Annotated in this window: 22 protein-coding genes; 7 read left to right on the top strand and 15 right to left on the bottom strand. The window is 38.5% G+C overall.

Annotated features, from left to right (window positions below; genetic code table 11):
- Positions 1 to 17 precede the first annotated feature (17 nt).
- The 3 genes from IJS99_09000 to budA are packed head-to-tail and all read right to left on the bottom strand — an operon-like array spanning position 18 to position 2,373.
- The gene (locus IJS99_09000; GenBank protein ID MBQ7561949.1) at positions 18 to 935 is read right to left on the bottom strand and encodes an ABC transporter permease; all 918 of its coding nucleotides are present in this window, start codon (positions 933 to 935) and stop codon (positions 18 to 20) included.
- Complete coding sequence (locus IJS99_08995) at positions 928 to 1,575, bottom strand: 4'-phosphopantetheinyl transferase superfamily protein (protein MBQ7561948.1); 648 nt, start codon at positions 1,573 to 1,575, stop codon at positions 928 to 930. Before IJS99_08995 ends, IJS99_09000 begins: the two co-directional genes overlap by 8 nt.
- Positions 1,576 to 1,578: 3 nt before the next feature.
- Positions 1,579 to 2,373 (bottom strand): acetolactate decarboxylase, encoded by a 795-nt coding sequence (budA, locus tag IJS99_08990; protein ID MBQ7561947.1) that lies wholly within the window; start codon positions 2,371 to 2,373, stop codon positions 1,579 to 1,581.
- A 359-nt stretch (positions 2,374 to 2,732) separates the two neighbouring features.
- On the opposite strand from budA, the gene IJS99_08985 reads away from it, so the two are divergent.
- From IJS99_08985 to IJS99_08960, 6 genes are read left to right on the top strand one after another with little or no spacing between them, the layout of a single operon-like run.
- Positions 2,733 to 3,398 carry a NeuD/PglB/VioB family sugar acetyltransferase gene (locus IJS99_08985; protein ID MBQ7561946.1) on the top strand — a complete coding sequence of 222 codons (666 nt, stop codon included), beginning with the start codon at positions 2,733 to 2,735 and terminating at the stop codon, positions 3,396 to 3,398.
- 24 nt (positions 3,399 to 3,422) lie between these two features.
- Positions 3,423 to 4,163 (top strand): SDR family oxidoreductase, encoded by a 741-nt coding sequence (locus tag IJS99_08980; GenBank protein ID MBQ7561945.1) that lies wholly within the window; start codon positions 3,423 to 3,425, stop codon positions 4,161 to 4,163.
- 31 nt (positions 4,164 to 4,194) lie between these two features.
- Positions 4,195 to 4,434, top strand: coding sequence for an acyl carrier protein (locus IJS99_08975; protein MBQ7561944.1), 240 nt, complete (start codon positions 4,195 to 4,197; stop codon positions 4,432 to 4,434).
- Positions 4,427 to 5,881, top strand: a complete 1,455-nt coding sequence (locus IJS99_08970; GenBank protein MBQ7561943.1) for an AMP-binding protein — start codon at positions 4,427 to 4,429, stop codon at positions 5,879 to 5,881. The genes IJS99_08975 and IJS99_08970 overlap by 8 nt, the downstream gene beginning before the upstream one ends.
- Positions 5,871 to 6,959 (top strand): hypothetical protein, encoded by a 1,089-nt coding sequence (locus IJS99_08965; GenBank protein MBQ7561942.1) that lies wholly within the window; start codon positions 5,871 to 5,873, stop codon positions 6,957 to 6,959. The genes IJS99_08970 and IJS99_08965 overlap by 11 nt, the downstream gene beginning before the upstream one ends.
- Complete coding sequence (locus tag IJS99_08960; protein MBQ7561941.1) at positions 6,934 to 8,139, top strand: hypothetical protein; 1,206 nt, start codon at positions 6,934 to 6,936, stop codon at positions 8,137 to 8,139. Before IJS99_08965 ends, IJS99_08960 begins: the two co-directional genes overlap by 26 nt.
- 95 nt (positions 8,140 to 8,234) lie before the next feature.
- Here IJS99_08960 and IJS99_08955 read toward each other — a convergent pair whose 3' ends face one another.
- The 7 genes from IJS99_08955 to IJS99_08925 all read right to left on the bottom strand — a co-directional run bounded on the left by IJS99_08955 (position 8,235) and on the right by IJS99_08925 (position 19,375).
- The gene (locus tag IJS99_08955; GenBank protein MBQ7561940.1) at positions 8,235 to 9,059 is read right to left on the bottom strand and encodes a transporter substrate-binding domain-containing protein; all 825 of its coding nucleotides are present in this window, start codon (positions 9,057 to 9,059) and stop codon (positions 8,235 to 8,237) included.
- 33 nt (positions 9,060 to 9,092) lie between these two features.
- Positions 9,093 to 10,148, bottom strand: a complete 1,056-nt coding sequence (locus IJS99_08950) for a BMP family ABC transporter substrate-binding protein (protein ID MBQ7561939.1) — start codon at positions 10,146 to 10,148, stop codon at positions 9,093 to 9,095.
- Between the two features lie 29 nt (positions 10,149 to 10,177).
- Positions 10,178 to 11,266, bottom strand: coding sequence for an amino acid ABC transporter ATP-binding protein (locus IJS99_08945; GenBank protein ID MBQ7561938.1), 1,089 nt, complete (start codon positions 11,264 to 11,266; stop codon positions 10,178 to 10,180).
- 9 nt (positions 11,267 to 11,275) lie between these two features.
- Positions 11,276 to 16,513: a transporter substrate-binding domain-containing protein gene (locus IJS99_08940; GenBank protein ID MBQ7561937.1), complete on the bottom strand. Its 5,238-nt coding sequence runs from the start codon at positions 16,511 to 16,513 to the stop codon at positions 11,276 to 11,278.
- Positions 16,514 to 16,658: 145 nt separating this feature from the next.
- On the bottom strand, positions 16,659 to 17,198 hold the full coding sequence (locus IJS99_08935) for a rubrerythrin family protein (protein ID MBQ7561936.1): 540 nt from the start codon (positions 17,196 to 17,198) through the stop codon (positions 16,659 to 16,661).
- 56 nt (positions 17,199 to 17,254) lie between these two features.
- Positions 17,255 to 18,775, bottom strand: a complete 1,521-nt coding sequence (locus IJS99_08930) for a 4Fe-4S dicluster domain-containing protein (protein ID MBQ7561935.1) — start codon at positions 18,773 to 18,775, stop codon at positions 17,255 to 17,257.
- A gap of 135 nt (positions 18,776 to 18,910) precedes the next feature.
- Complete coding sequence (locus IJS99_08925) at positions 18,911 to 19,375, bottom strand: type II secretion system protein (GenBank protein MBQ7561934.1); 465 nt, start codon at positions 19,373 to 19,375, stop codon at positions 18,911 to 18,913.
- Positions 19,376 to 19,671: 296 nt separating this feature from the next.
- On the opposite strand from IJS99_08925, the gene IJS99_08920 reads away from it, so the two are divergent.
- Positions 19,672 to 20,337 carry a flavodoxin family protein gene (locus IJS99_08920; GenBank protein ID MBQ7561933.1) on the top strand — a complete coding sequence of 222 codons (666 nt, stop codon included), beginning with the start codon at positions 19,672 to 19,674 and terminating at the stop codon, positions 20,335 to 20,337.
- 26 nt (positions 20,338 to 20,363) lie between these two features.
- Here the strand turns inward: IJS99_08920 and IJS99_08915 are convergent, their stop codons facing one another.
- The 5 genes from IJS99_08915 to IJS99_08895 form a co-directional block, all read right to left on the bottom strand.
- Complete coding sequence (locus IJS99_08915) at positions 20,364 to 21,491, bottom strand: nucleotidyltransferase family protein (GenBank protein MBQ7561932.1); 1,128 nt, start codon at positions 21,489 to 21,491, stop codon at positions 20,364 to 20,366.
- Positions 21,484 to 21,924 (bottom strand): S24/S26 family peptidase, encoded by a 441-nt coding sequence (locus IJS99_08910; GenBank protein MBQ7561931.1) that lies wholly within the window; start codon positions 21,922 to 21,924, stop codon positions 21,484 to 21,486. The genes IJS99_08915 and IJS99_08910 overlap by 8 nt, the downstream gene beginning before the upstream one ends.
- Positions 21,914 to 22,072 (bottom strand): PqqD family protein, encoded by a 159-nt coding sequence (locus IJS99_08905; GenBank protein ID MBQ7561930.1) that lies wholly within the window; start codon positions 22,070 to 22,072, stop codon positions 21,914 to 21,916. The genes IJS99_08910 and IJS99_08905 overlap by 11 nt, the downstream gene beginning before the upstream one ends.
- Positions 22,073 to 22,184: 112 nt before the next feature.
- Positions 22,185 to 22,886 carry a hypothetical protein gene (locus tag IJS99_08900; GenBank protein MBQ7561929.1) on the bottom strand — a complete coding sequence of 234 codons (702 nt, stop codon included), beginning with the start codon at positions 22,884 to 22,886 and terminating at the stop codon, positions 22,185 to 22,187.
- A gap of 655 nt (positions 22,887 to 23,541) precedes the next feature.
- Complete coding sequence (locus IJS99_08895) at positions 23,542 to 24,564, bottom strand: alcohol dehydrogenase catalytic domain-containing protein (GenBank protein ID MBQ7561928.1); 1,023 nt, start codon at positions 24,562 to 24,564, stop codon at positions 23,542 to 23,544.
- Between the last annotated feature and the right edge of the window lie 48 nt (positions 24,565 to 24,612).

Here is a 24,612-nt window from a genome sequence, read left to right as displayed (position 1 = left end):
TATTCCCTCACTATTTATTATTGTAATTTGATTCTGGGATCTATCAAAGCTAGGCAGCAATCAGCAATCAAATTAAAGAATACTAACAGCGCACTATAAAATATAGTAACTCCCATTATAGTCGTGTAATCTCTATTATTTATGCTTGTTACAAAGAATGTGCCGAGCCCGGGAACTCCGAAAACTTGTTCAACTACAAAACTCCCCGTTAAGATTCCCGCGGTAAGAGGCCCTAAATAAGTTATGACGGGAATAATTGCATTCTTTAGAGCGTGAATATAAATTATAGCAAACTCGCTCAAACCTTTAGAATATGCAGTTCTTATATAGTCCTGAGTCAAAATTTCCAACATGCTCGAACGAACTAAACGAGAAATAAACGCCGCCGGATATAACGCAAGAGTCAAAGCCGGTAAAATCGCCGTAGAAAATCCTTCCCAGAATCCTACAGTCGCCCAGCCTAAACGCCACGCAAAAATATATACAAGCAAAGCAGCAATTATAAATCCCGGAATAGTTACTCCCAGTGTCGCAAGAATCATAGAAAGCCGATCCTGCCATTTGCCGCGATTCAATGCCGAAATAATGCCCGCAGGAATTCCCACTAACAGCGCAAGAATCAAAGCAAGCCCGCCGACCATGAACGAGACCGGGAAGCTCTCTGAAATTATCTCATTTACTGAAATCCCCTCGTACCTGTATGAAGGCCCTAAATCGAGTCTCAAGACATTCAATAAATAACGCCCATATTGAATATAAATCGGATCATCGAGTCCGTATTGAGTCATCATTTTTTCAATAACAAAATCGGGGATTGCTTTCTCTTCAGTGAATGGGCCTCCGGGGATGGCTTGCATCATAAAAAATGTAATAGTTATTACTACAAAGAGTGTGAGAAGACTCACTAATACGCGCCTGAAAAAATATTTACCCATTTATAAAATTATTCCCTCCTTCTAAGATTATTATATTATTAGGCAGATATTCACGTTTTGAACAGCAGGCAATCACTAAATCATTCAAGAAAAAATTTCTCCCGGCTATTTCGTGATTACATGATAATAATTTCTCGCAGTCGACTTCAGCCCAGTTATTAAGATTTAAACACTTTAAGCAGCTTTCTTTGAGAGTCCAGTATTCAAAAAATTTTCGCTCCCAGTCTTGGCCGTTATCATGCAAAAATTTTATAGTATTATGCTCACTTTGCAAATAAAAACGTTTGGAAATTTTGAGACTCGCCCGGCGTGAAATAATTTCAATATCGACTCCGTTAATATTATCTCCGATTGAACAAGCGACCCAGTTAGAACAGTGCGAGAGGCTGAAGCAAATATTTTCGTGGTATGGCCTCCCGCTTGAGTCTCGTTTGATAGTTATATCTTGAAAATTTCTAGCAAGTAAACCGGCAATTAATTTTTTTGCTAGTAATTCAGCCCATAAAGTCCGATTTTGATCCGGTAAAAATTTATAACGCAGAATCGACTCGCGGCGTTCAACTGGTAAATAATCAAGATATTTTGTAACTGGGTAATTTAAATGCCCGCTAATATCAAGCAAATAAACTTGAGTAAGCAAAAATTATTTTCCGCCCTCGACTTCTTTAATGCGTGAACCCATCTCAACAGCTAAATCTTTATCGTTAAAGCCAGCATTATCCGGTAAAATCATATTAAAGCCGCTCATAATATCAAGTTCGACCTTGCATGAATTTGTCTCAAGCTCAAGAACATGGCCGCCCTTTGTCCTGTCATTCGAGATAAAATGCAAGTGCCAGCCGGGAGTATTAAGACCGTTCATATAAGCAGGACAATACAAAGCAACGAGGACTCCGGAAATATTTTTATAAGTGAATTCTCGCTGATCTGTCTTTAGTGCTGCGTCAAGGGGCTTATACGGTTTTTGCTGGGCTAACTCACTGCGAACGAGAATAGAATTAAATTCACCCGAAATTTTTGCCATGTAAAATTGATTCTTACCGTGTGAATTAACAATCTCATCAAGTTTTGATTTAAGCTCGGCTATATTTTCCGCACTGACATTCTCGCGTGTTATATCAGAATCAAAAAATGTAACGTTGCAAAATGGCACAGTCTCGGAGTCATCAGCAATTTTTACGCTGCCGTCCCATAAAGCCTGGTAGATTTCGCCGTCAAGCATTATTAATTCACCGTTGACGCTCTGAAATGTCCCGATTCCTATATCGCCGTAATTCTTGACTTCTTTAACAGTTATAAAGCCGTCATAGACTCCCGACATTAAGGACTGCAGCAAAGCAGCTTGAAAGAGTGAATCACTCTTGTTTGAATCAGCAGCAAAGCAGACATTTACGCTCATGACAAGAATTAATAACGCGATAATAAATTTTTTTGTCATAATACAACCTCCTTATTTAAATAAATTTAGAGTGTATATATTATATAACTTTTCTGAATTTTTACTGTAGAGATTATTATTTGCTATAATACATGGAAAAATTTAGCAAAGAAGAGAGGAAATTTAACGTAATAATGAGCAGAAATTTATTTCACGTACTTAAATGTGCGCAATATTACTTAGGGGGGGGGGGTATTACCGCCAAATGACGCATTATTAAGTAAGTATGTTAGTCTTCATTCACAAGTAATAATATTTATTTTGACGGTTTTGCCCGAAATAGTAACCTGCAAATTTTTTTGTTATAAACTTTTCACGAATTTATATATTACTCCGGGACAATCAGGGGGTAATCTTCAATGAATAAAATATTAGGAATTTTCGGGGCTGGCGGTTTAGGTCGGGAAGTCTTAGAATTAGCGCGGATTATAAACGCTAAGAGTCAAAAATGGTCGGAAATATATTTTATTGTGAACGTAGAAATTAATTCTAAACAAGTTAATAATATCAATGTTATTAGTTATGAAGAATTCTGCGATAAATACGTCGGCTCATCAGAAATAACTGTAGCTGTAGGCGAGCCTCAAGTACGTGAGAAAATTTTCCATAAACTTGACGATGATAATATAAAGCTGGCTTCATTAATTCACCCTGATATTTATATACCTGACTCGACAATTATAGGACGAGGCGTAACAATTCAATATGGCTGCTTTATCTCATGCAACGTAACAATAAAAGATTATGTCTATATTCAACCTCACTGCAATATCGGACATGATGATTTACTTCAAGAAGGGTGCATGATTTCAGGCTTTGGAAATATAGCCGGCAATGTCTCAATCGGAAAATTTACATATATCGGCCTCAGTGCAGCACTAAAAGAAAAAATCTCAATCGGGGATAAATCCATCATTGGCATGGGTTCAGTCGTGTATAAAAACGTACCTGACTCAGTTGTCGCACTCGGTAATCCCGCAAGAGTAATTGCGAGAAATATCGACGGAAAAGTTTTCAGGCATTAAATTTTTAGGGGGCAAAATATGAACTTGCTTAATAATAAAGTCTGCTTAATCACAGGAGCCAGCCGGGGAATCGGAGCCGCTGCAGTTAAAAAATTTGCTGAAGAGGGGGCGATCGTTTATGCTAATTGCCGAGCACCTAAAAATATAGATTCTCTATGTGAAGAAATCAGCAAAGAATATAATACAACGGTCAAAGCTCTATATTTCGACGTGAGAGACGAATCAGCAGCAAAAAAATCTATCTTGCAAATCAGAAAAGAATCCGGAAAACTTGACATTCTTGTAAATAACGCAGGAATAATGAAGGACGCTTTAATCGGCATGATAACTCGTGAACTAATGCAGGAAATATACGAGACTAATGTGTTCGGGGTCATGAACATGTTACAAATCGCAGCTAAACAAATGATCTTCCAGAAAAGCGGCTGCATAATAAATTTATCAAGCATAGTAGGAATTGAAGGCAACTCCGGGCAGCTTGTTTATTCAGCCACAAAGGGAGCAGTTGCAGCTATGACTAAGACAGCAGCTAAAGAACTGGCTCATTATGGGATTCGAGTTAATGCAGTCGCGCCGGGAATGATTGACACTGATATGTTCAGAAGCATAGGCCAAGAAAAAATAAATAATTACCTGAATAATATCAGAATGGGAAGACTCGGAACTCCTGAAGATATAGCGGACGTGATTGCGTTTCTTGCGTCGGATTTAGCGCGGTATATGACGGGAGAAATTCTAGGAGTCAACGGCGGAGCAATGATATAAATTTTTATTTTTATGGAGGAAATTATAAATCATGACTAATTTAGAGAAGTACAAGAAAATTTTTGCTAAGACATTGGAAATTAACGAAGATCAGTTAACGGGCTTGACTTATCAAAGCGTCCCCGCGTGGGATTCAGTGGGTCATATGATGCTTATATCGTCGCTGGAAAATGCATTTGACACAATTTTTGATACGGCTGATATAATAGATTTTAATTCATTTGAGCGGGGCATTGAGATTCTCAAGAAATACGGCGTGCAGATTGCTTAAAAATAGAGATATGCATTATAAAATATGGAATCTGGACTCATTCGCGAATAATACAGCCCTGATTGATGAGCATAATAATAACTTGTCCTATCATGAGCTTAAAATCGAGTCCGAAAGAGTCGCAAATTTACTTGGCCGCAGGTGTCTAGTTTTTTGCTTGTGTCAAAATAAAATCAGCTCCATTCTCGGTTATGTTGCGTTTATAAATAATAATATTGTCCCGTTGTTGTTAAATAGCAATATTGACTCTGACTCTCTGATTAGACTCATGGAAATTTACAAGCCTGCTTATTTATGGATTCCTGAAGATCAGCGCAAAAATTTTCGTGATATGCATAATATGACAGAGATTTATAATATTTATGATTATTCGCTGCTCAAGACTAATTATGAACGTGAATTTGATTTATATGATCAATTAGCTTTATTGCTTACTACTTCAGGTTCTACAGGGTCGCCTAAATTTGTCAGGCAGTCATACAGGAATATTTTATCTAACGCGCTTTCTATCAAGAAATATTTAAATCTTAACGAGTCAGAACGTCCTATTACGACTCTCCCTATGAATTATACTTATGGGCTGTCAATAATAAACTCGCATTTATTATCAGGTGCTGCAATTCTCGTAACTGATAAGACTCTAATGCAAAAAGATTTCTGGGATTTCATGAGACGAGAAAATGCTACGTCTTTAAGCGGTGTGCCGTACACGTATGAAATTCTTGATAAATTAAATTTTTACAGAATGAATTTGCCGGCGTTAAGGACTCTTACTCAAGCAGGGGGGAAGATTTTGCCGGAATTACAAGGAAAATTTGCGCGTTATGCTCAAGAAAATAATAAAAATTTTATTATCATGTACGGTCAATGCGAGGCAACAGCGAGAATGAGTTATTTGCCGAGTGATAAGGCTTTAACAAAAAACGGTTCTATAGGAATAGCAATACCGGGCGGAAAATTTAAGCTCATTGATGATAATGATCAAGAAATAACGCAGATTTTGACTCCGGGCGAACTTGTTTATATGGGCGAAAATGTTACACTGGGCTATGCAGAAAGCGGCGAAGATTTATCTAAAGGCGATGAGCGCGGGGGAGTCTTGAAAACTGGCGATATAGCAGAATTTGACTCGGACGGATATTTTTATATAGTTGGACGCAAAAAAAGATTCCTGAAAATTTACGGCAATCGTGTTAATCTCGACGAAATTGACAGGCTGATACACGGAAAATTTAATATCGAGTCAGTAAGCTCCGGACTTGACGATAAAATGTATATATTTATCACTGACAAGAATAAAAATTTAGCGGCTCAAATAAAAGAGTTCGCAGAAAATAAGACAAAATTAAATCCTTCAGCTTTCAAAGTCGTGATAATTGACGAAATCCCCCGAAATCAATCCGGCAAAATCATGTATAACGAGTTGAGAAAATACTATGACATTTGACGAAATATTAAATCTTGCACCTTTTGAGCTCGATAAATCAGGAAAAAATAAATTACTCACTCAGCGGCTTAGAGAATTAACAGATTTTCATGATAAACACTGCAAAGAGTATCATAATATTTTGAGAGCTGTAAATTTTGACTCTGACAAAGTGAATTTATATAATGAACTGCCATTTTTGCCGGTGAGACTCTTTAAGGAACTTGAGCTAAAATCAGTAAATGACTCAGAAATCGTGAAAGTAATGACCTCATCAGGAACAACGGGCCAAGCAGTGAGCAAAATTTTCCTTGATAAATTAACAGCCATGAATCAACAGCGAGCCATGATAAAAATCGTCTCTGATTTTACCGGACATGAAAGAATGCCCATGATAATTATTGACTCGCCCAGTGTAATAAAGAATCGCGCAATGTTTTCAGCAAGGGGGGCGGGAATTCTGGGTTTCTCGATTCTTGGCACTAAAAAAATTTACGCACTCGACGATAATATGCAGCTAAATATAAAAGCTCTTCGCGAATTTCTTGAGATTAACAGCGGCAAAAAAATTTTATTATTCGGCTTCACATTCATGATCTGGGAATATTTTTATAAGGCACTGCGAAAATTACCCGGAAAAATTAATCTCTCAAACGGGATATTAATACACGGCGGAGGCTGGAAAAAGTTAGAGTCTGAATCCGTGAGTCATTCTGAATTCCATGATAAATTAAACGAGATTTGCGGACTCGATAAAATTTATAATTATTACGGCATGGTCGAGCAAACCGGCTGTATTTACATGCAATGCGAACACGGAAATTTACACGCCAGCATTTTTTCAGATGTAATTACACGGCGGGGCTTTGACTTCTCAGAGTGCAATATTGGCGAGAACGGCATTATACAAGTTTTGTCAGTCATTCCTGAATCTTATCCCGGACATAATTTATTAACTGAAGACGAGGGCGTTATACTCGGAGTCGATAATTGTCCGTGCGGCCGTAAAGGAAAATATTTCAGGATTACAGGCAGATTAAAGCGGGCCGAATTAAGGGGGTGCAGCGATACTTATGCAGCAGATATTGAGCAAAATTAATTTTCTGACAGGTTCAGCCGATAACCTGATAAATTTATCGAGCATTCCCGCTAAAATTCCATTTGATGACGAGATAATAAATTTTCTTGATGAGCTTTCACGTTATTTAATGCATGATTCTGAAGCAAAATTATATCCTGATATAATCACGTTTGCTTTCTGGATTCGTAAAAGTTCAGTTAATAACATGCGCGAGAAATTAAATAATAAAAATTTCCGGCTCGGTCGTGGAACAGCTTTTCACATTGCGCCGTCTAATGTTCCTGTAAATTTTGCATATTCTCTCGTGTCAGGGCTGTTAACAGGCAATGCAAATATTGTCAGAATTCCCTCAAAAAATTTTGATCAAGTCAGAATTATAAATCGAGCTGTTAATATAATCCTGGAAAATTATGACTCGTTAAAAAATTATATTATTCTCGTTCGTTATGAGCATGATAATTATATAAATAATTTTCTCTCGTCAATTTCAGATATCCGCGTAATATGGGGCGGCGATGAGACCATCAAAGAAATACGTAAATCGCCATTAAATCCGCGCTCAATAGAAATTACATTTGCTGATAGATATTCTATTACAGTAATTGACTCTGAATATTATTTATCGCTGAATGAGCCTGACAAGAATAAAATATCACAAAATTTCTATAACGATACTTTTTTGACTGATCAGAACGCCTGCACGAGCCCTAATTTTATTATATGGCTGGGCGATCAAGAAAGAATTAATACAGCTAAAAAATTTTTCTGGCCTGACTTTCACGAGATAACCCGCAAAAAATATAATATCATGCCGATTCAAGCAATAAATAAGCTGACAAGTGCATATATATGCGCCGCAAAAATTCCTGACTGCGAAATATTACACTCAAGCGATAATTTAATAGTACGAATAAATCTCAAATCTTTAAGTCCTGAGTTTATAAATTATCGCGATAACAGCGGCTTCTTCTTTGAATACGACTGCAATAATATTATACAGATAAAAAATTTATGTAATGATAAACGCTGTCAGACAGTTTCTTATATAGCAAATCAAAATATTTTCACGCCTCTAATAAATTCAGGAGTCAAAGGCATTGACAGAATTGTCCCAGTGGGCCGGACTCTTGATTTTGCTTTAATATGGGACGGCTATGATCTGATTTCAACAATGACTAGAATTATAAATCTCGAATAAAATAATTTTCCACGAACTGGCAGGGGATGTATCGCGCAAAAAAAATTCTCCCCTGCTATATAAACAAGGGAGAACGTGAAAATTTCTCAATTAAATTATTTCTTGTTAAGTCCGATAAAATACTGCTCGTTCCATTTGTAATAAGGCTTAGAAATTATTAATCCCTGAGGTACATCAATTGCGGGTATAGTCTCGTCCATATTGCTTTGGAACCAGAAAGCTACATCGGCACGTCCTGATTGTAAGGCAGCAGCGCGCGCACCTGTCTCAACGTTTATGAGCTTAATATTTACTTTGAGTCTATTAGCAATCTCTGCAAGCAAGGCAGTATTATATCCTGCTGGAGTCCCGTCCGGTGCAATATAATCTATAGGGGGCAAGTCTCCTGTTACTGCTACTGTTATAGTAGGCTCGCCGGGGAATTTCGGGAACTCTACGGGGCTTAACGTGTTAGGTTCGGGATCAGTTATATATTTATGCTCAAGCATTCCCAGCACGCCGAGTCTCTTCATATCGTCAAGAGCGTCATTAAAATTTTTCTGCAAAGTCTTGTTATCTTCCAAGAAAGCAAAATTAAGCGTACATGCTGACGAGATAAACCACCAGTCAATGCCCTTAATAGCATAATTATTATTATTATTTAACATGTATTCAGCTACACACTGAGGCAGGCTTAAAACTTGAACATCGCCCTTATTTAAGGCCATCTGCATTAAAACTAGAGTGTCATAGAATTTAATAGCAATATCTGTTACATCAAGACCGACAAAAAATTCTCTGTGTGTGCTTTCCTGCATTAACTTGACCATGTCGGACTCGGTGAAATTCAACATGCTATGACGGCCGACTGTAACCGTAGCACTGGCACTCGCAGCAAATAACATAACGACTAATAACGATAAAGCAAAAATTTTTTTCATGATATAAATTACCTCCTGAATAATAAATATATTTTAATGTAACGGGACTAACTCGCCGGACTTCATTAAATCAAATGCCGAGTCAAGTTTTTCCGCAACATCTGAATCCAGTAAACAGTGATCGCCCTTAACGTAGCCTACTGCATGATTACTTGCGCCCAGTAAATAATTTCCGTTCCTGAAATAGCCGGATTCTATATCATTTAGGACGCTCAAAATCTGAGGAGTCATTAATTTTATAACACTTGTGAGAATTATATTTTTATCGCCGTCAAAGCCTGCGTCAAATTGATCCGTATCACAGCCGATTAATTTTACATTGCCCGAATTCTTTGCAGCGTCAATAACTCCGTCGCCAGCCCCGCCAGCTGAAATAAATATTACATCACAGCCTGAATTTATTAAAGCCTGACCGATAATTGCAGCTTTTGCAGTGTTAGTGAATGAGCCTATATAATTCCCGCCTATACTTTGACCGGACGAGTCAACACCTTCAAATTCTCCGAGCTCGATAACTTTTGTATTTGCGTTATAATTCTCGTTAGCATACTTCACGCCAGCCGCAAAACCTTCCTGAAATCTTCTATTACTCGGCATTACTACACCATGAACAGAAGCTACTTTTTTTGTTTTGCTAGACAACGCAGCAGCAAGCCCGGCCAATAGTCCTAATTCGTCATCCTTAAAGCGCATTGCATAAACGTTCGGGAGTTCGACATTTTTTGCTTTATAATCAATCGGCCAATATTCAGTAAATATAAATTTTACCCGGCTGTTAGATCTTGCAATTTCCGTTATTTCAGGGTCAACAGCCTCACAATAAATAACTACATCATATTTTTTCACGGCCTGACGTATTAATTTGCGGGCAAGGGACGGGCTGAATTTCTTTTCTTGGAAAATTTTCACTATTGTACCAGTATGAGAATTTGCAAATGCTTGTACACCGCTGTAACTTTCTTTGTAAAACGGGTCCGTCTTGACATCTCCAAAAGCTATAAAGGCAACACGCAAATTTTTAGCAAGTGCCATACTTCCCAGCGATAAAATTAACATAACAGCCACTAAAACAAGCGCAAATTTTTTCATGATTTCGATACCTCTTTCATTAATGGATTTCACACAATGAATTTTACTACATTTAGGCCGTCATTACTCATAGAGTGATTAAAATCTTTTATTTCATTCTCAAGTAATCGCCACGATAATTTATTTTCACTGTCTGAAGGGTTAAACGAGCCGCCGTTATAAGAGACTTCAACGTTAATTTTTTCGTCATTCTCGGAGTATTCAGCAGAAAAATTTATATCAGGCTCATTATTATTAGAGAGAACAGGCAGTAAAATTTGATTGATTAACTCTTCAAATGATAATTGCAGACGATTAGCGGCCTTATACGGAACTAAATTTTTAGCGCAAAAACTTTCAATCTGAGAGACAACGCCGGGGAAGTCAAAATGTGTAGAATTTATTGCGATATCTAACACTTTGAGATTACGAATAAACCGCCGGGTCTTCTCGCCTTTAGGATTCGTAAAAATTTGCTCAGGGGTGCCGTCTTCATAAATTCCGCCCTCATCGAGATAAATTACACGTGTTGCAATAGATCGCGCGAATTTCATTTCATGAGTAACTATAATCATAGTTTTGCCGGTTCCAGCAAGTTCACGAATAACGGCCTGAACTTCTCCGATCATAGTGGGATCTAGTGCGCTTGTAGGTTCGTCAAATAAAATCACTTCGGGATTCATTGCCAGAGCCCGGGCTATAGCGATTCTTTGTTTTTGTCCGCCTGATAACTCATCGGGATAATTCAAATATTTATTCGCGAGTCCGACCTGATGCAATAATTTCATTGCGTTATTATAAGCGTCCTGCTTTGAGACATGCTTTAATTTCATGGGAGCGAGCATAATATTTTCTATTACAGTGAGATGGCCGAATAGATTAAATTGCTGAAATACCATTCCCATTTTTTGACGCATTAGGGGGACATTACATTTTTTGCTCGTGATTTCCTGATCATTTAAGAAAATTTTGCCGCTCGTGGGTCTCTCAAGCAAATTTATACACCTTAAAAGAGTGCTCTTGCCTGTTCCTGAAGGGCCGATTATAGAAATCACTTCACCGTCTTTAATTTCTGCGTTCACGTCTTTTAACGGCGTTACATTCGGATATGCTTTCTTTACATGCTCAAGTCTTATCATGATATTATATTACTCCTTTCTCGTGTCGATTCCGCGCAAAATATCACTGGGTTTTCTGCGTTCGGGCTTGAGTCTATTATGAATCATTCCAGAGAATAAATTAAGAATTCCAGCGAGAATAAAATAAATCACAGCTACAGCAATCAACGGGAAGAAGGCTTCATAAGTCCGGCTTCTGATAATATCGCCCATTTTCGTCAAGTCCTGAACAGCTATATAGCCAACTATTGCGGTGGATTTTATTAACTCAACGACAGCGGCTTTAAATCCCGGCATAAAATGTAACGCAGCTTGAGGCAGTATAACCGTGAAAAATGTTCGTGAATCGCTGAATCCCAGTGCGAGGGCTGCCTCTGTTTGTCCTTTGTCGACAGCTCCGACTCCCGATAAAATCATAGTATATACATTGAGTCCAAATATGAGAGTGAACGCAATAACAGCAACCCAGAGTCCGGAAATTGCGACATTACTAAATACGACATAATATAGAATCATTAATAATACTATTATGGGCATACCGTGAATCAGCCAAACTGAAAATCTTGCAAATAAATTCGCTAATAAATTCCCGCGCCTGCACATCATGTATATTGCAAAACCTAAAAGAGTCCCGAATATAATCGCAAGCACAGTTATTGTTAAAGTTATCAAAGTCCCCTCTGCGAATAACTGCCATCTATTTTCACGTAAAAATGTCCGCTCAAAACTTGACTCTAAATCTTTCATGAATTCAGTGAGCCATGATTGTGCAGCTTGTTCGGCTCGTTTTATTTCTTGATTTAAATTATCCTGCTTTAAATATATTAACACGTTGCCGCCCCTATATATAGGCTCAGAAAAATTTACCTGCTGGGCACGTTCATTTGTGATTGTGATAGCACCGCCTGCGAGATCAGATTTTCCGGACGCTACACTAGCAAGCAAGCCGCCGAAGTCAATATTTTCAATTATGAGTTTATAGCCGTATTCTTTGCAGAATCTAGCAATAATTTCTATATCATAGCCGACTGCTTTATTATCTCGTATATAAGTAAACGGGGGTGTTTCGGGATCTGTCGCAAAATTTATAACGCCGTTAATATCCGGTAAATTTTCATAATCTGTCATGACTTTTTTTGACTCGTCTGAATGAAACCAGATATCACGCAAATTCTTTAAAGTCCCGTTATTGTCGGCCTGCTTTATAAACTCATTGAGTTGAGCGAGTAATTTATCACCGTGTTCATTCTTAGCAGCTATAAAGGCATTATCATAGCTCATTAAATATTCATGAATATAATCAAGCTGCGGGTTTAACTCTTTTAACACGATTGCTTCGGGTTCATCGCGGATCATTGCGTCAACTTTTCCGTCAAGAAGTGCGCTCATCTGATTTGCATAATTATCAAGATATAATATTTCAGAATGAGGCAAATTCTCTCTAGCTGCCTGATCATGAACAGAAACAGAAGAGACAGTAATTTTTTTCCCGTCAAAATCTGAAATTGTCAACGCATTATTATTTTTCTTGATTACTAACACGCCGCCGCCCCTGTAAATAGGCTCAGAGAAGATTACTTTTTCAGCACGTTCGGGAGTAATTGAGAAACCTACACCGCCGAGATCACATTTTCCGGACTGAACAGCTGGGATTATTGCGTTAAAATTAAGAGTCTCAAGCTCAAGTTTATAGCCTCTTTCTTTGCAGAATCGCGCAATAATTTCAACATCATAGCCGACTATTTTATTATTACGAAAATATGCATATGGAGGCGCGTCCCCTTGCTGGGCAAATTTTATAACGCCTTTAATATCCGGTAAATTCTCGTAATCAGTGATTATTTTTCGCGACTCGTCGGAATTGAACCAGATTTTGCGCAAGTTCTCAAGTGTCCCGTTAGATTCCTCACGCTTTATAAATTCGTTGAGTTCCGCAATAAGTGCCTCGCCTTTGGAATTCTTAGCAGCAAAAAACGCGTTCTCATAATTCATTAAATAATCAGGAATATAAACGAGTTCGGGATTAGCTGAAGTTAATATCATTGCTTGAGGCTCATCAACTGCAAATGCGTCAATTTTTCCGGATAATAATGCTTCGATTTTATTTGCGTCATTGTCAAGATATAATATTTCTGATTTCGGCAAATTTTTGCGGACATATGTATCTGCAATATTCCCAGTAGGAACAGAAATTTTTTTACCATCAAAATCTTTTACGCTGGGCAATATTTGAGTCTTAGATTTCAATACAAGAAACACGCCCCCGCTCTTGAAGTCAGGCACTGTGAAATTAATTTTTTCTGCACGTTCTGAAGTGATAACAACCCCGCCGCCCATTATGTCGCCTCGTCCTGATTGTACAGCTGGAATCATTCCGCCTAAATCTATAGTCAAGATCTCAAGTTTATAGCCGTATTCTTTGCAAAATCTTGCTAATAATTCAATCTCATAGCCTACAACTATATTATCACGCACGTATGAAAATGGCGCGCTCGCTCCGTCCTGAATGAATCTTATAACGCCGTTAGCAGCTGGCAAATTTGAGTAGTCTTCTAAAGTTTTTTGCGACTCGTCATTGCCCCTGAACCATTTATCGCGCAATCTTTCAAGAGTCCCGTCCGAGTCAAGTCCTGAAATAAATTTATTTAATTCGTCAAGCAATTTATTATTATTCTTGTCAAGACCGAACGCGAAATCGACATTATTTAAGTAGTCGCGAATATATATAATTCTCTTGTCTTCATTCTCGACTGATATTGCTTCAGGTTCAGTGAGTGCAAAAGCGTCAATCTTCCCGGCCAAGAGTGCGGCAACTTCATCGGCTCGACTCTGATAAAATAAAACTTGTGAGTCCGGTAATTTTTGCTTGATTAATTCAGGAAATACTGAACTCGTTAATGCGCCTATTCTTTTGCCGTTGAAGTCTGAAATTTTTTGACCGGGCTTAATATTATTATTCAACAAAGATTTTAGAGTGATTAAGACAGTCCCGCTGTTATAAATCGAGTCAGTAAAATAAACTTGTTCCGAACGTTCAGGAGTAATAATTACGCCTCCCCCTGCGACATCGCATTTTCCTGAAATCACAGCCGGGAGTATTCCGCTGAAATCCATAGTTAATACTTCTAGGGCGTAACCTTTTTCTTTGCAGAATTTCACAAGTAATTCAATCTCATAGCCGACTACAATATTATCACGCACATAAGTAAACGGGATTCCGTGGACAAATTGGGCAAATTTTATGACTCCATTTTTAGCGGGCAGTTGTGAATAGTCTTCTAAAGTTTTTTGCGACTCGTCTGTACCTAGAAACCATTTATCCTGCAAACTTTTTAGAGTGCCGTCATTATTGAGTCTTCGTATAAATTCGCTTAACTCATCAGCAAGTGCCTTACCTTTGGGAGTTTTCGCGGTACAATAGGCCAAGTCAAATTTACTCAAATATGCGTTCATATAAGCGAGATTATTATCTTCGTGTAAAAGCGAAATTGCTTCGGGTTCGCTGCATAGAAACGCGTCAATTTTATATGATGAGAGGGCTGCTAATTCGTCGGCTTTCCTGTCAAAATAAAATAATTCGGCACTGGGCAATACGGGCATGATTATATCAGGATGTACTGAGCCGGTTATAACGCCGATTCTTTTACCGTCAAAATCTTTCAGGCTTGAAAATTTCTCATGATTTGAATCAGGCGTTAAATTAGTCTTGTGAGCAGGCTTTAAATCTGAAGACTTACGAATCATCATTTTACTAGTGCAATAATAATAAGGTATCGAGAAATTCATAGCTTCCCCGTGCTCGTCATCGGCTGTAAAATTTGCTGTAAAGTCTGCTTTTCTTGATTTAACAGCGGCCGGGATTGCTTCATAATTCATAGTTATAATATTAAGCCCATAGCCCCGTGATTTGCAGAATTCGTAAGCTAAATCTATTTCCAAGCCTGCGACTTTGCCATTAATATAATAATTAAACGGTGGATATTCTCCTTCAGTTGCAAATGTGATAGTTCCCTTTGTGCCGGGTAAAGATTCATAATCGGCGGGGAGTCTGTTATTTGATTCAACGGTCCATTTTTTGACAATTCGATTTAATTCGCCGTTCGCCCGAATCTCGTTCATGAACTCATTAAATTTATCGCGTAAATTTGCGCCCTCCTGATTCAACGCAAAAGCAAAAGAAATCCCGTAAGTCTCTGTTATAACATCATCAAGAATAGCTAAATCATTATTTTCTTCTGCTATCATTCTTAAAGTAGGCTCATCACCGGGGAATGCTTGAATTTTGCGGGCCTCAAGAGCTGTTACTAAGTCCGTGAAAGTATTATAGTAAACTATTTTAGAATTCGGTAAAAGCTGCTTTATCATTTTGTCCCATTCAGGATTACCCGTTTGAACGCCGATATTTTGCCCGTCTAAATCCTTCACTGACTTGTAAATGCCTTGTGCTTTGTGTGATTCTTGCTGTAAATATAATTCGCCCCTGTGATCATTTTCGCGAATCATTGCCGTAAAATCTGACGACATTATAACGTCGGAGAAATCAATTTTTTCTGCTCGTTCGGGTGAATTTTGCAGGTTAGCAGCAATTATATCTATATCGCCAGTTACAGCAGCCGCAATTACTCCCGCAAAGTCATAATCTTTGAATATAATATCAGCTCCCAGCCAAGCCGCAAATCTTTTCACAAATTCTATATCATGGCCGGTCAATTTTGAATTTACATAAAAACTATATGGCGGAATCATTCCCACTGTGCCGACTCTGAGCTTAAATTTAGGCTTGTCAGGTGCTTTTATTTCGGGCATTGTGTAATCCGAGTCAATTATCCATCTTTTTTTCATGTCAGCAAGAGTCCCGTCTGTTTTGAGTTCAGCAATAAAATTATTAATTTTTCCGAGTAACCCGGGAATCTTTGACTTTCTTGAGATTCCTATAGCGATTTTTATAGGCTCGCCAATTGAGTCAGGCAAAAATTTTACTCCTGTGAAACCTTCTTTTAACGCAAGAATCATAGTGATTCTATCGTTTATATATGCGTCAATTTTTGAAGTCTTCACGGCCATGAATCCGTCAACACCGTCATAATATGCAAGTTTAGCTTTTGGAAGATCGCGCCTTACTGCATCGAGAGCTGCGCCCTTATCACTTACTCCGACAGTATATTTAGGGTCATTGAGATAACTCACGGAATTTGCAGCAAATAAAATCTTACTCGGCAACAAAGCGAGAATCAATAATAACGCGAAAATTTTTATAGATTTCAGCAAAATATAAATCTCTCCTTCACAATAAAATAAATTCAAGATTATATTTTACACTTTGAAATAGTAAGAAAGAATAATAAAGCATAAAAAATGTCCCTCCCTGAAAAATTCAAATCAGAGAAGGACTGCAAAATTTAATAGCTAATAATTAATAATTCTCTGCGTTGATCTCAAAATATGCCTTAGGATGAGCACATGCCGGGCAAATTTCCGGAGCTTTTGTGCCGACTACGATATGTCCGCAATTTCTGCACTCCCAGACTTTAACCTCACTGCGTGCAAAAACTTCTTGGGCCTGTACATTCTTTAATAATGCCCTGTAGCGTTCCTCGTGATGTTTCTCAATTGCTGCTACGAGTCTGAATTTTACTGCAAGAGCTTTAAAGCCTTCTGCCTCTGCTGTCTTAGCAAAGCCCTCATACATGTCCGTCCACTCGTAATTTTCGCCGTCTGCTGCTGCTGCGAGATTGGCTGCTGTGTCGCCGATTCCGTCAAGTTCCTTGAACCACATTTTAGCGTGTTCTTTCTCGTTGTCAGCTGTCTTCAAGAATAACGCCGCTATCTGCTCATAACCTTCTTTCTTAGCAACTGAAGCAAAATAAGTATACTTGTTACGAGCCTGCGACTCACCTGCAAAGGCCGCCTGCAAATTTTTCTCCGTCTGAGTTCCTGCGTATTTATTTGCCATTGTAATAACTGCCCCCTTCAAAATATATAAATTTACGCGTATTATATCATGTTTATTTATTCTTCGAGCTGCGGCAAAATTGAATTATATTCGCTTTCATAGGCGTGTAATTTCTGAGTCGATTTCTTGATTTTAGCGACCTCGTTAGCGGCCTGATTAATTAATTGAACAGTACCAGCTCCGCCGACACATCCGCCCGGACAGCCCATGCCCTCAAGTAAATAACCGTTATATTTTCCGGCCTTAGCAAGCTGCAGCATTTTACGGCAATTATCGAGTCCCTCTGCGTATTCTACTTTGATATCTAAATCAGGGTGAGTGTGCTTAATACAATTTAACACGGCCGACGCGACTCCTCCGCTAACAGCAAATCCCCGGCCGTCAGCACTGGCAGAATTCGGAACAGGTTTTGACTCGAGATTATCAAAATCTACTTCTTTCGCCTCAAACATGCCGAGTACTTCTTCAAATGTTAATACAAAATCAATATCACTGCGAATAGTTCTGCGGCTGGCTTCTAATTTCTTTGCTGCACATGGGCCTATAAAAGCAACTTTACAGCCGGGGTGCTCCTTCTTGATTAACCGCCCAGTCAATACCATCGGAGTTAGTGCCATGCTTATACATTCTGCATATTGCGGGAATTCCTTTTTTGCCATGACTGACCACGCAGGACAGCACGATGTACCCATGAAAGGCAATTTTTTCTCCTCGACGACTTCCTTAATAAAATCTTCGGCCTCCTGTAACGTACATAAATCAGCACCGACAGCAACTTCTACTAAATCGTGAAATCCCAGAGCTTTGAAAGCAGCGCGCATTTTTTCAGGCGTTAAACTCTTCCCGAACTGGCCAGCAACGGCCGGAGCTATTGCCGCATAAACGGGAGTCTCGCTTCTGATTGCCTGTATACACTGGAAAATTTGAGCCTTGTCAGCTATAGCACCAAATGGACAATTTGCAAGACACATACCGCAAGAAACGCATTTATCTTGATCAATATCTGCACGGCCATATTCGTCGCTCCTGATTGCCTTCATTCCGCAGGCTTTTGCGCAGGGCCGTTCCATTCGTAAGATTGCACCGTATTGACAGACTCCCATACAGCGGCCGCACTTGATACATTTTGACTCGTCAATATGGGCTTGGCCTTTCTCGAAATAAATAGCGTCTTTAGGGCATACTTGACTGCACGGACGAGCTAGACAGCCTTGACACTGATTTGTGATTACTACTTTGTTATCAGGGCAGGAATGACACGCAAATTTTATGATATTGATTAACGGCGGCTGATAATATTTTTCGGGGTGAACGCACTCTTCAGCACCTAGTGAGACTGGCGCATGTTCGGCAGCTGATCTTTTCGGCAAACCCATAGCGAGCCGCATTCTTTCTTCAATTATTGCACGCTCAAGAAAGACACTGTCACGATAACGCGAGACTTCACCCGGGATTATTCTATACGGTATTAATTCCATTTCTGATAAGTCGCCTTCTTTATAATTATATGAAAGTTTTGCTACTTCCGTAAAAATTGCCCGGCGAATATCGTTAATAGACGTATGAATTCCTCTCATTCCCATTTTTATGGCCTCCTTACTGAATATAATAATTTATCGTGAAAGTATTATATATTACTGGGCGGGCAAAATAAAAAGAGTCTCCCTGAAAGTTTAGAGAAACTCTTAAATTATTATAGATTTACGGGCGAATTAACGGACTTTTATTGCTACATGTGTATTATTAGCAACATTTGTATATATATTATTTGTAACAGTAGTTGCAGCAGTGGCCGCGTAGAGTCCAGTAAGATTAGCTTTGCCTGCGATTTTATCCTTTACCGAGCTGCTATCATCGGTCTGAAATTCATATAAAATATACCAAGCGTCTTGTTTTAATACAGAAAATTTAGCTGCTGTTATAGCTGTTTCCTTAGTATTCATATATGCTGCGATTGCTTCACGTACAGAATCAGCGTCTGTCCAGTTTGTATCGCCATTTTCTATATAATCTGCTAATGCTGCTTTTCTCATTGTAACAAGATTCCCGATTATTGCGGACGCTTTGGCCGAATCAGTTGAGCCTACACTTGAAATTGACATCATAGAAGTTAATACTCCCATAATAACGACCACGATTAATAATTCAACGAGCGTGAAGCCCTTGCGCTTTATCATAATAATTCCTCCTGTAAAATTTGCTTGATAAATATAAAAATTTTAATAAATCTATTCTTGTGCGCATAAATATTAAATCAAAACTTGCGAGAATATACGGCAAAAATCCCCCTTTGCTTTCTTCCCCGCCCTGCTCTCTCTTGCATAAAATACTTACAGGGGGGGGGGTATTACTACTTACAACAATTTAATTATTCTACTAAACCGCTTTAAATTCTGAACGCGAATAATATATAATAAAACTTGTTTACGGTCAATGTAAAATTTTTTATTTTTTTGAGGGAGGCTATATAAACGTGAAAGCATTATTTGTAAACGGCAGTCCGCGCAAAAATTGGAACACTGCCAAACTTTTAGAAAGCGCAATGAAGGGAGCTTCTGAATCAGGAGCCGAGACGGAATTAATACACCTTTATGACTATAAATATAAAGGCTGTGTCTCGTGTTTTGCGTGTAAGCTCAAGAATAAAAATTTTGACGGTATTTGTGTTTATCGCGACGAATTAAGGCCAGTTCTTGAGAAGGCTTTTAACTCTGATATTATTATAATGGGCAGCCCGATTTATTTCAGCTTTGTAACCGGCATGATGAGATCATTTATTGAGAGATTATTATTTCCTGTTATGACTTACAGCACGGACTCGAACGGTCAATTAATTAAGAATGTCGATAAAAAAATTTGCACGGGCAGTATTTATACAATGAACGCGTCAGAAAATATTGCGGCAAAAATCGGCTATAATGAATTACTCGCAGCAAATGACGCAGCTTTTAAACGTGTACTCGGCTATAACGAGAGTCTTTGTGTGTATGAGACTTTGCAATTTAGCGATTACTCGCGCTATGAGTGCAATATGTTTGACGGGAATCAGAGACTCGAACGCAATAAAACAATATTCCCTGAAGACTTGAGAAAAGCATACGAATTCGGGCAGCGTTTAGTCAAGAAAGCAAGCGAATAAATTTATTAATTCCCTCTGTGATTATTTTATTGTTGCGGAGGGAGTTTATTTACTTTCATGAAAGATTTTAGCTCGATCATTATAGATTTTCTCTTCACCGTTAAAGCCCTGAACCCGCGATAAATCACGAGAAAAGGCAATAATATTTTATGCTTATAGAAAAATGGGAATCGCTCTCTAAGTTCTAAATCAGACAAAAAAATCCGTTCACATAAATATTTCAATTTACTGCGAGTCTTTAATTTGTTGCTGACTCTATGCTCAATAAGTCCCTTAGCTCCTGAAGTAATCATATAATTATAAATTTCTTGATTTATTATATTTACATCGCCGCCGCTGAAAAGATTCATAGCAAGTGATTTATTATTTGCCTCAAATTCAGTCAAGCCGAGTTTATCAAGTTCACATGAAATATAATTATAATCAAGCTCGCCGGCAAATTTTTTCATGAATAAATATATATCAATCAATGAACGCAGCCCCGTCCCGCCTGAAGAGTAGTGTTTATATTCATGAGCAGTAATATAAATATATAAATCTTCTTTACTGAACTCGTAATAATAATTGCTGCCTGCTTTAAGAATTAATTTGCGCTTAATTTCATGATAATAATTATAAAATTTTTCTGCAGTCGGACCGAATAAATCTCTATGCAGCTCGAAATTACTTACCGGCTTTTTCTGGTAAACATCATGAGCTCCTGAATTAAAATTTTTCGTCTCAAAGCCCATATCTTGCATTATTGCCCGGACTTTACGAGCTTGACTTGAGTCAAATAATATATCTATGTCGGACATCTCGCGCATTCCGAAAGCAGGATAATAATTTTTTATGATATACCCCTTCAGAGGCATGTACCAAATTTTAGCGTGTTCGAGCCTGTCAAATAATTCTAACGCGTCAATTTCGAGTCTCGTTATTCTGCTGAAAGATAATCCCTTTGACTGCAAAAATAAATCATTCTTGACTCCGGCGGACTCTAAGGCCATGCAAATTAAAGCACTTATCTTGTGAAATTCCGCAAATTTGTATATATCTTCAAGACCCGCGCCCGAAAATTTTTCACGTTCAGGAATCTGCGAATTAACAGCACAGCCCGCGAGATATATTACTATTTCAGCTATTTTCTTGTATTCTTGATTGCTATTATTCATGATAAATAAAAATTTTTATGATCCTCTTAAATTTATATAATAACTTCTTTAAAAATATTCTAGCTCCGATCGTGTGCATTATCAGGAACGTATAAATTTTATAGCCTAAACTATTTATGCTATGTTCAACGCCCGAACGTGTATAACTTGTCATTATGCCTAAAATATTTTTGTCCGTTATTCCGTATTCTTTACTTATGCAGTTATCGCCGAGAATTATATAATCTTTCTCCCTGACCTCGATAACCCTATGCAAAATATATTTACCGGGCGGACGTTCATATAATACAACATCACCGCGTTTGCAGCGCGCCTCACTTTTCTTTGTGATAGTGAATAAATCCCGGCCCTGACACAAAAGAGGCAGCATACTAGTTCCCACGTTCGTATAAGTCAAAGTCCCGTGTAAATCAAGATATTCGCTAAAATTCAAGTGCGTTAATTTCCTGTAATTTGCTTATAGTCTCGTGAACATTGGCTGTTATTATATCTTCTGGAGCGTCAAATTTCTCAAGTAAGGCGTTAATAATTTCTGACTCGCTCGTGTCATTCTTTAACAAGTCAACTATAAATCCATCCAAATGTAGAATTACCCTTAACGACTCCGGAAAATTCAGCCGTCCCAGTAGGCACAAGAATAAAATCACTTCCCGACTTATGCGAGATAAAATCTTTGCTTAACTTCATAGAAATTTATTCCCCCTTCATAATTGCATTATATGAGACTTCAGCGGCGTTAATGCTCATGTTACAGCCGAGTCTATAAAATTTTACAGCTCCGTTCATTCTGTCAAGAAGTTCGAGAGTCTTTGCGAGCCTCTCATTAGTCGCAGGCCTGTAAATTTGCGCTAAAAGTGTAGTATACGCCTCATAAAATGCGATTTCATGAATATTATTATGCTCCGAGCGTTCGAGAATGCACACAGCTTTTAACGGTACAGAAATATTATTACCGCGTCTGTGCTTGCCATTGAAGGGCGAACCGTGAACAGTAATTTTTTTGTCGATTAAAGCAGTAATTAAAGGCTTGTCATCGTTTACCATTACGGCTTTATCCTTCAGGAGTTCACACAAAAATTTTGTATGAGTCGATTTGCCCGTCCCGCTCGGTGCAGTGAAAATACAGCCCGCGCCATTTATAGCAATTGCTGAACCGTGCATTAAAAAAGTGCCATAGTCGGGCATTATCTCGCTTAATTTCCTGTAGAGTATCAAATTTTCAAGCTCATCAGGGGAATATTCGCGAGTGAGTTCTAAATCAATGTCCGACTCAGCAGCGTTAATAATAAAATCAGGCTCACCGGAAAAAATATAATCCCTGCAATATTCGTGAAGTGAATCATAATGCGAGGAGATTTCTATAATTTGCCCGGCTATTTTGTAGGTGCGATTCATTTAGTGAGTATGCAGAAATAGTTATGGGTTGCTGCTGCCTTCCGTGCCTTCTCCGGTTGATTCTTGTGTGATAATTTCTTTGTTGAACGCTATTATTTCAACTTCAGCGGGGATATATTTAGATTTCCGCATTTGACTCGCCTCCTTTGTTAGTCGCCGCCGCCTTGGCCGCTTTCTTGTTCGGAGCTGTCTGTATTAATCATGATTTCTTTGTTGAACGCAATTACTTCCAGCTCTGCCGGGATATATGCTGATTTCTGCATTTGATTCGTCCTCCTTTGTTAGTCGCCGTTGCTGGTCCCGCTGTTTTCTGTAGTAATGATTTCTTTATTAAATGAGATAACTTCACAATCTGCAGGCACAAAAATTTCTCTCTGCATAAAAATTAACTCCTTTCATTTTGACACGACAAAATACCGCACAGAATAATATTTCTATTCCCGTCCGGTTCACGCCATGTATAATTAAATTTGTTGGAAACTAGAGAACTAAAACAAGACAATAATAATGTGATGTGATGTGAAAATTATACACAAACATTATAATCTTGTCAAGCTCCTTTGTAAAAAATTTTTTGAGACGAGCGCATTATATCACGATTAAATTATTTTGCAAGAAAAAAGCCCCCCGATTTTTGCGAGGGACTCATAAATTTTTAGTCAAATATCAGCGAAATTTTACGGATTGACGGGTCTCTGCTGTCAACAAAGTCAAATGCTTTCTGAGCTTCCATGAATGGGAATGTGTGAGAGACTGCACCGTTTAAATTTACTTTGTGTTCATTCACGAGTTTAATGACTTCGGCGAATTTGCGATTTTGTAAACGAGATCCGCGAATATCAAGCTCCTTAGACGTGATCACAAATTGATTTATTTCGTCGGGTGCTATGCTGAATCCCATAGTTATAACTCGTGTAGCATTTCCGGCAGCTTGGCAGGCACTTAATAGACTCCCTTTAACGCAGGCGGCATCAATGGTAACTGTAGGGCCGTAACCTCCGGTTAATTCTTTAGCGCGTTTAACTAAATCTTCAGTGCGTGAATTAATTTTTGCGGTCGCTCCATTCGATAATGCCTCGTCGAGTCTGGCCTCGTCAATATCGGCCATTATGATACTATGAGGATTAAATAATTTCACGATTCGTAATAAGCTGCTTCCCAGTGCCCCCGCTCCGATTATTAATACATCGTCCTCACTCTCAAGCTGCGCGCGTGAACAGCACTGTACGGCTATAGTAGTCGGCTCAATCATTACAGCGTCTTTATATTCGAGAAAATCAGGCAGCAAATAACAATCTTTCTCGGGAACGACCATAAATTCGCGGTAACCTCCATCAATATGAACGCCTCGGACCTGCAAATTTTGACACACATTAGGGCGCGACTTCCTGCAGGCGTAACAATGTCCGCAAGCTGTTACTTGATCTATAATTACTCTTTCACCGACTTTGCGAGTCTTAACATTCGGGGCGACTTCTACAATTTCGCCGACAATTTCATGACCTATGACTCTGGGATAAGTTGCCGCCGCGTTAGTTCCGTGATAGATTCCAACGTCTGAGCCGCAGATCCCCGACGCTTTTATTTTGACGAGTACGTTATCATGCTCGTTAATTACGGGCTTGGGCATGTCTATAATTCTAAGCTCATTAGGTTTAACAATTTGTACTGCTTTCATAATAAAATTTTCACCTCTCTATAAATTTTTCACGCTATAAAATAGCAG

It is taken from the genome of Synergistaceae bacterium (assembly GCA_017444345.1).
In the GTDB taxonomy this organism is placed as follows: Bacteria; Synergistota; Synergistia; order Synergistales; family Aminobacteriaceae; genus JAFUXM01.
Note: the sequence above shows the minus strand (reverse complement) of the source record. Positions and strands in the feature narration are given on the sequence as shown.

Excerpts from the sequence above, each read along its gene's own strand:
- IJS99_09000 (MBQ7561949.1), bottom strand. The coding sequence starts at position 935 with ATGGGTAAATATTTTTTCAGGCGCGTATTAGTGAGTCTTCTCACACTC.
- IJS99_08950 (MBQ7561939.1), bottom strand. The coding sequence starts at position 10,148 with ATGAAAAAATTTGCGCTTGTTTTAGTGGCTGTTATGTTAATTTTATCG.
- IJS99_08895 (MBQ7561928.1), bottom strand. The coding sequence starts at position 24,564 with ATGAAAGCAGTACAAATTGTTAAACCTAATGAGCTTAGAATTATAGAC.
- IJS99_08965 (MBQ7561942.1), top strand. The coding sequence starts at position 5,871 with ATGACATTTGACGAAATATTAAATCTTGCACCTTTTGAGCTCGATAAA.
- IJS99_08935 (MBQ7561936.1), bottom strand. The coding sequence starts at position 17,198 with ATGGCAAATAAATACGCAGGAACTCAGACGGAGAAAAATTTGCAGGCG.
- IJS99_08925 (MBQ7561934.1), bottom strand. The coding sequence starts at position 19,375 with ATGATAAAGCGCAAGGGCTTCACGCTCGTTGAATTATTAATCGTGGTC.
- budA (MBQ7561947.1), bottom strand. The coding sequence starts at position 2,373 with ATGACAAAAAAATTTATTATCGCGTTATTAATTCTTGTCATGAGCGTA.
- IJS99_08975 (MBQ7561944.1), top strand. The coding sequence starts at position 4,195 with ATGACTAATTTAGAGAAGTACAAGAAAATTTTTGCTAAGACATTGGAA.
- IJS99_08930 (MBQ7561935.1), bottom strand. The coding sequence starts at position 18,775 with ATGAGAGGAATTCATACGTCTATTAACGATATTCGCCGGGCAATTTTT.
- IJS99_08960 (MBQ7561941.1), top strand. The coding sequence starts at position 6,934 with ATGCAGCAGATATTGAGCAAAATTAATTTTCTGACAGGTTCAGCCGAT.
- IJS99_08985 (MBQ7561946.1), top strand. The coding sequence starts at position 2,733 with ATGAATAAAATATTAGGAATTTTCGGGGCTGGCGGTTTAGGTCGGGAA.
- IJS99_08915 (MBQ7561932.1), bottom strand. The coding sequence starts at position 21,491 with ATGAATAATAGCAATCAAGAATACAAGAAAATAGCTGAAATAGTAATA.
- IJS99_08945 (MBQ7561938.1), bottom strand. The coding sequence starts at position 11,266 with ATGATAAGACTTGAGCATGTAAAGAAAGCATATCCGAATGTAACGCCG.
- IJS99_08900 (MBQ7561929.1), bottom strand. The coding sequence starts at position 22,886 with ATGAATCGCACCTACAAAATAGCCGGGCAAATTATAGAAATCTCCTCG.
- IJS99_08955 (MBQ7561940.1), bottom strand. The coding sequence starts at position 9,059 with ATGAAAAAAATTTTTGCTTTATCGTTATTAGTCGTTATGTTATTTGCT.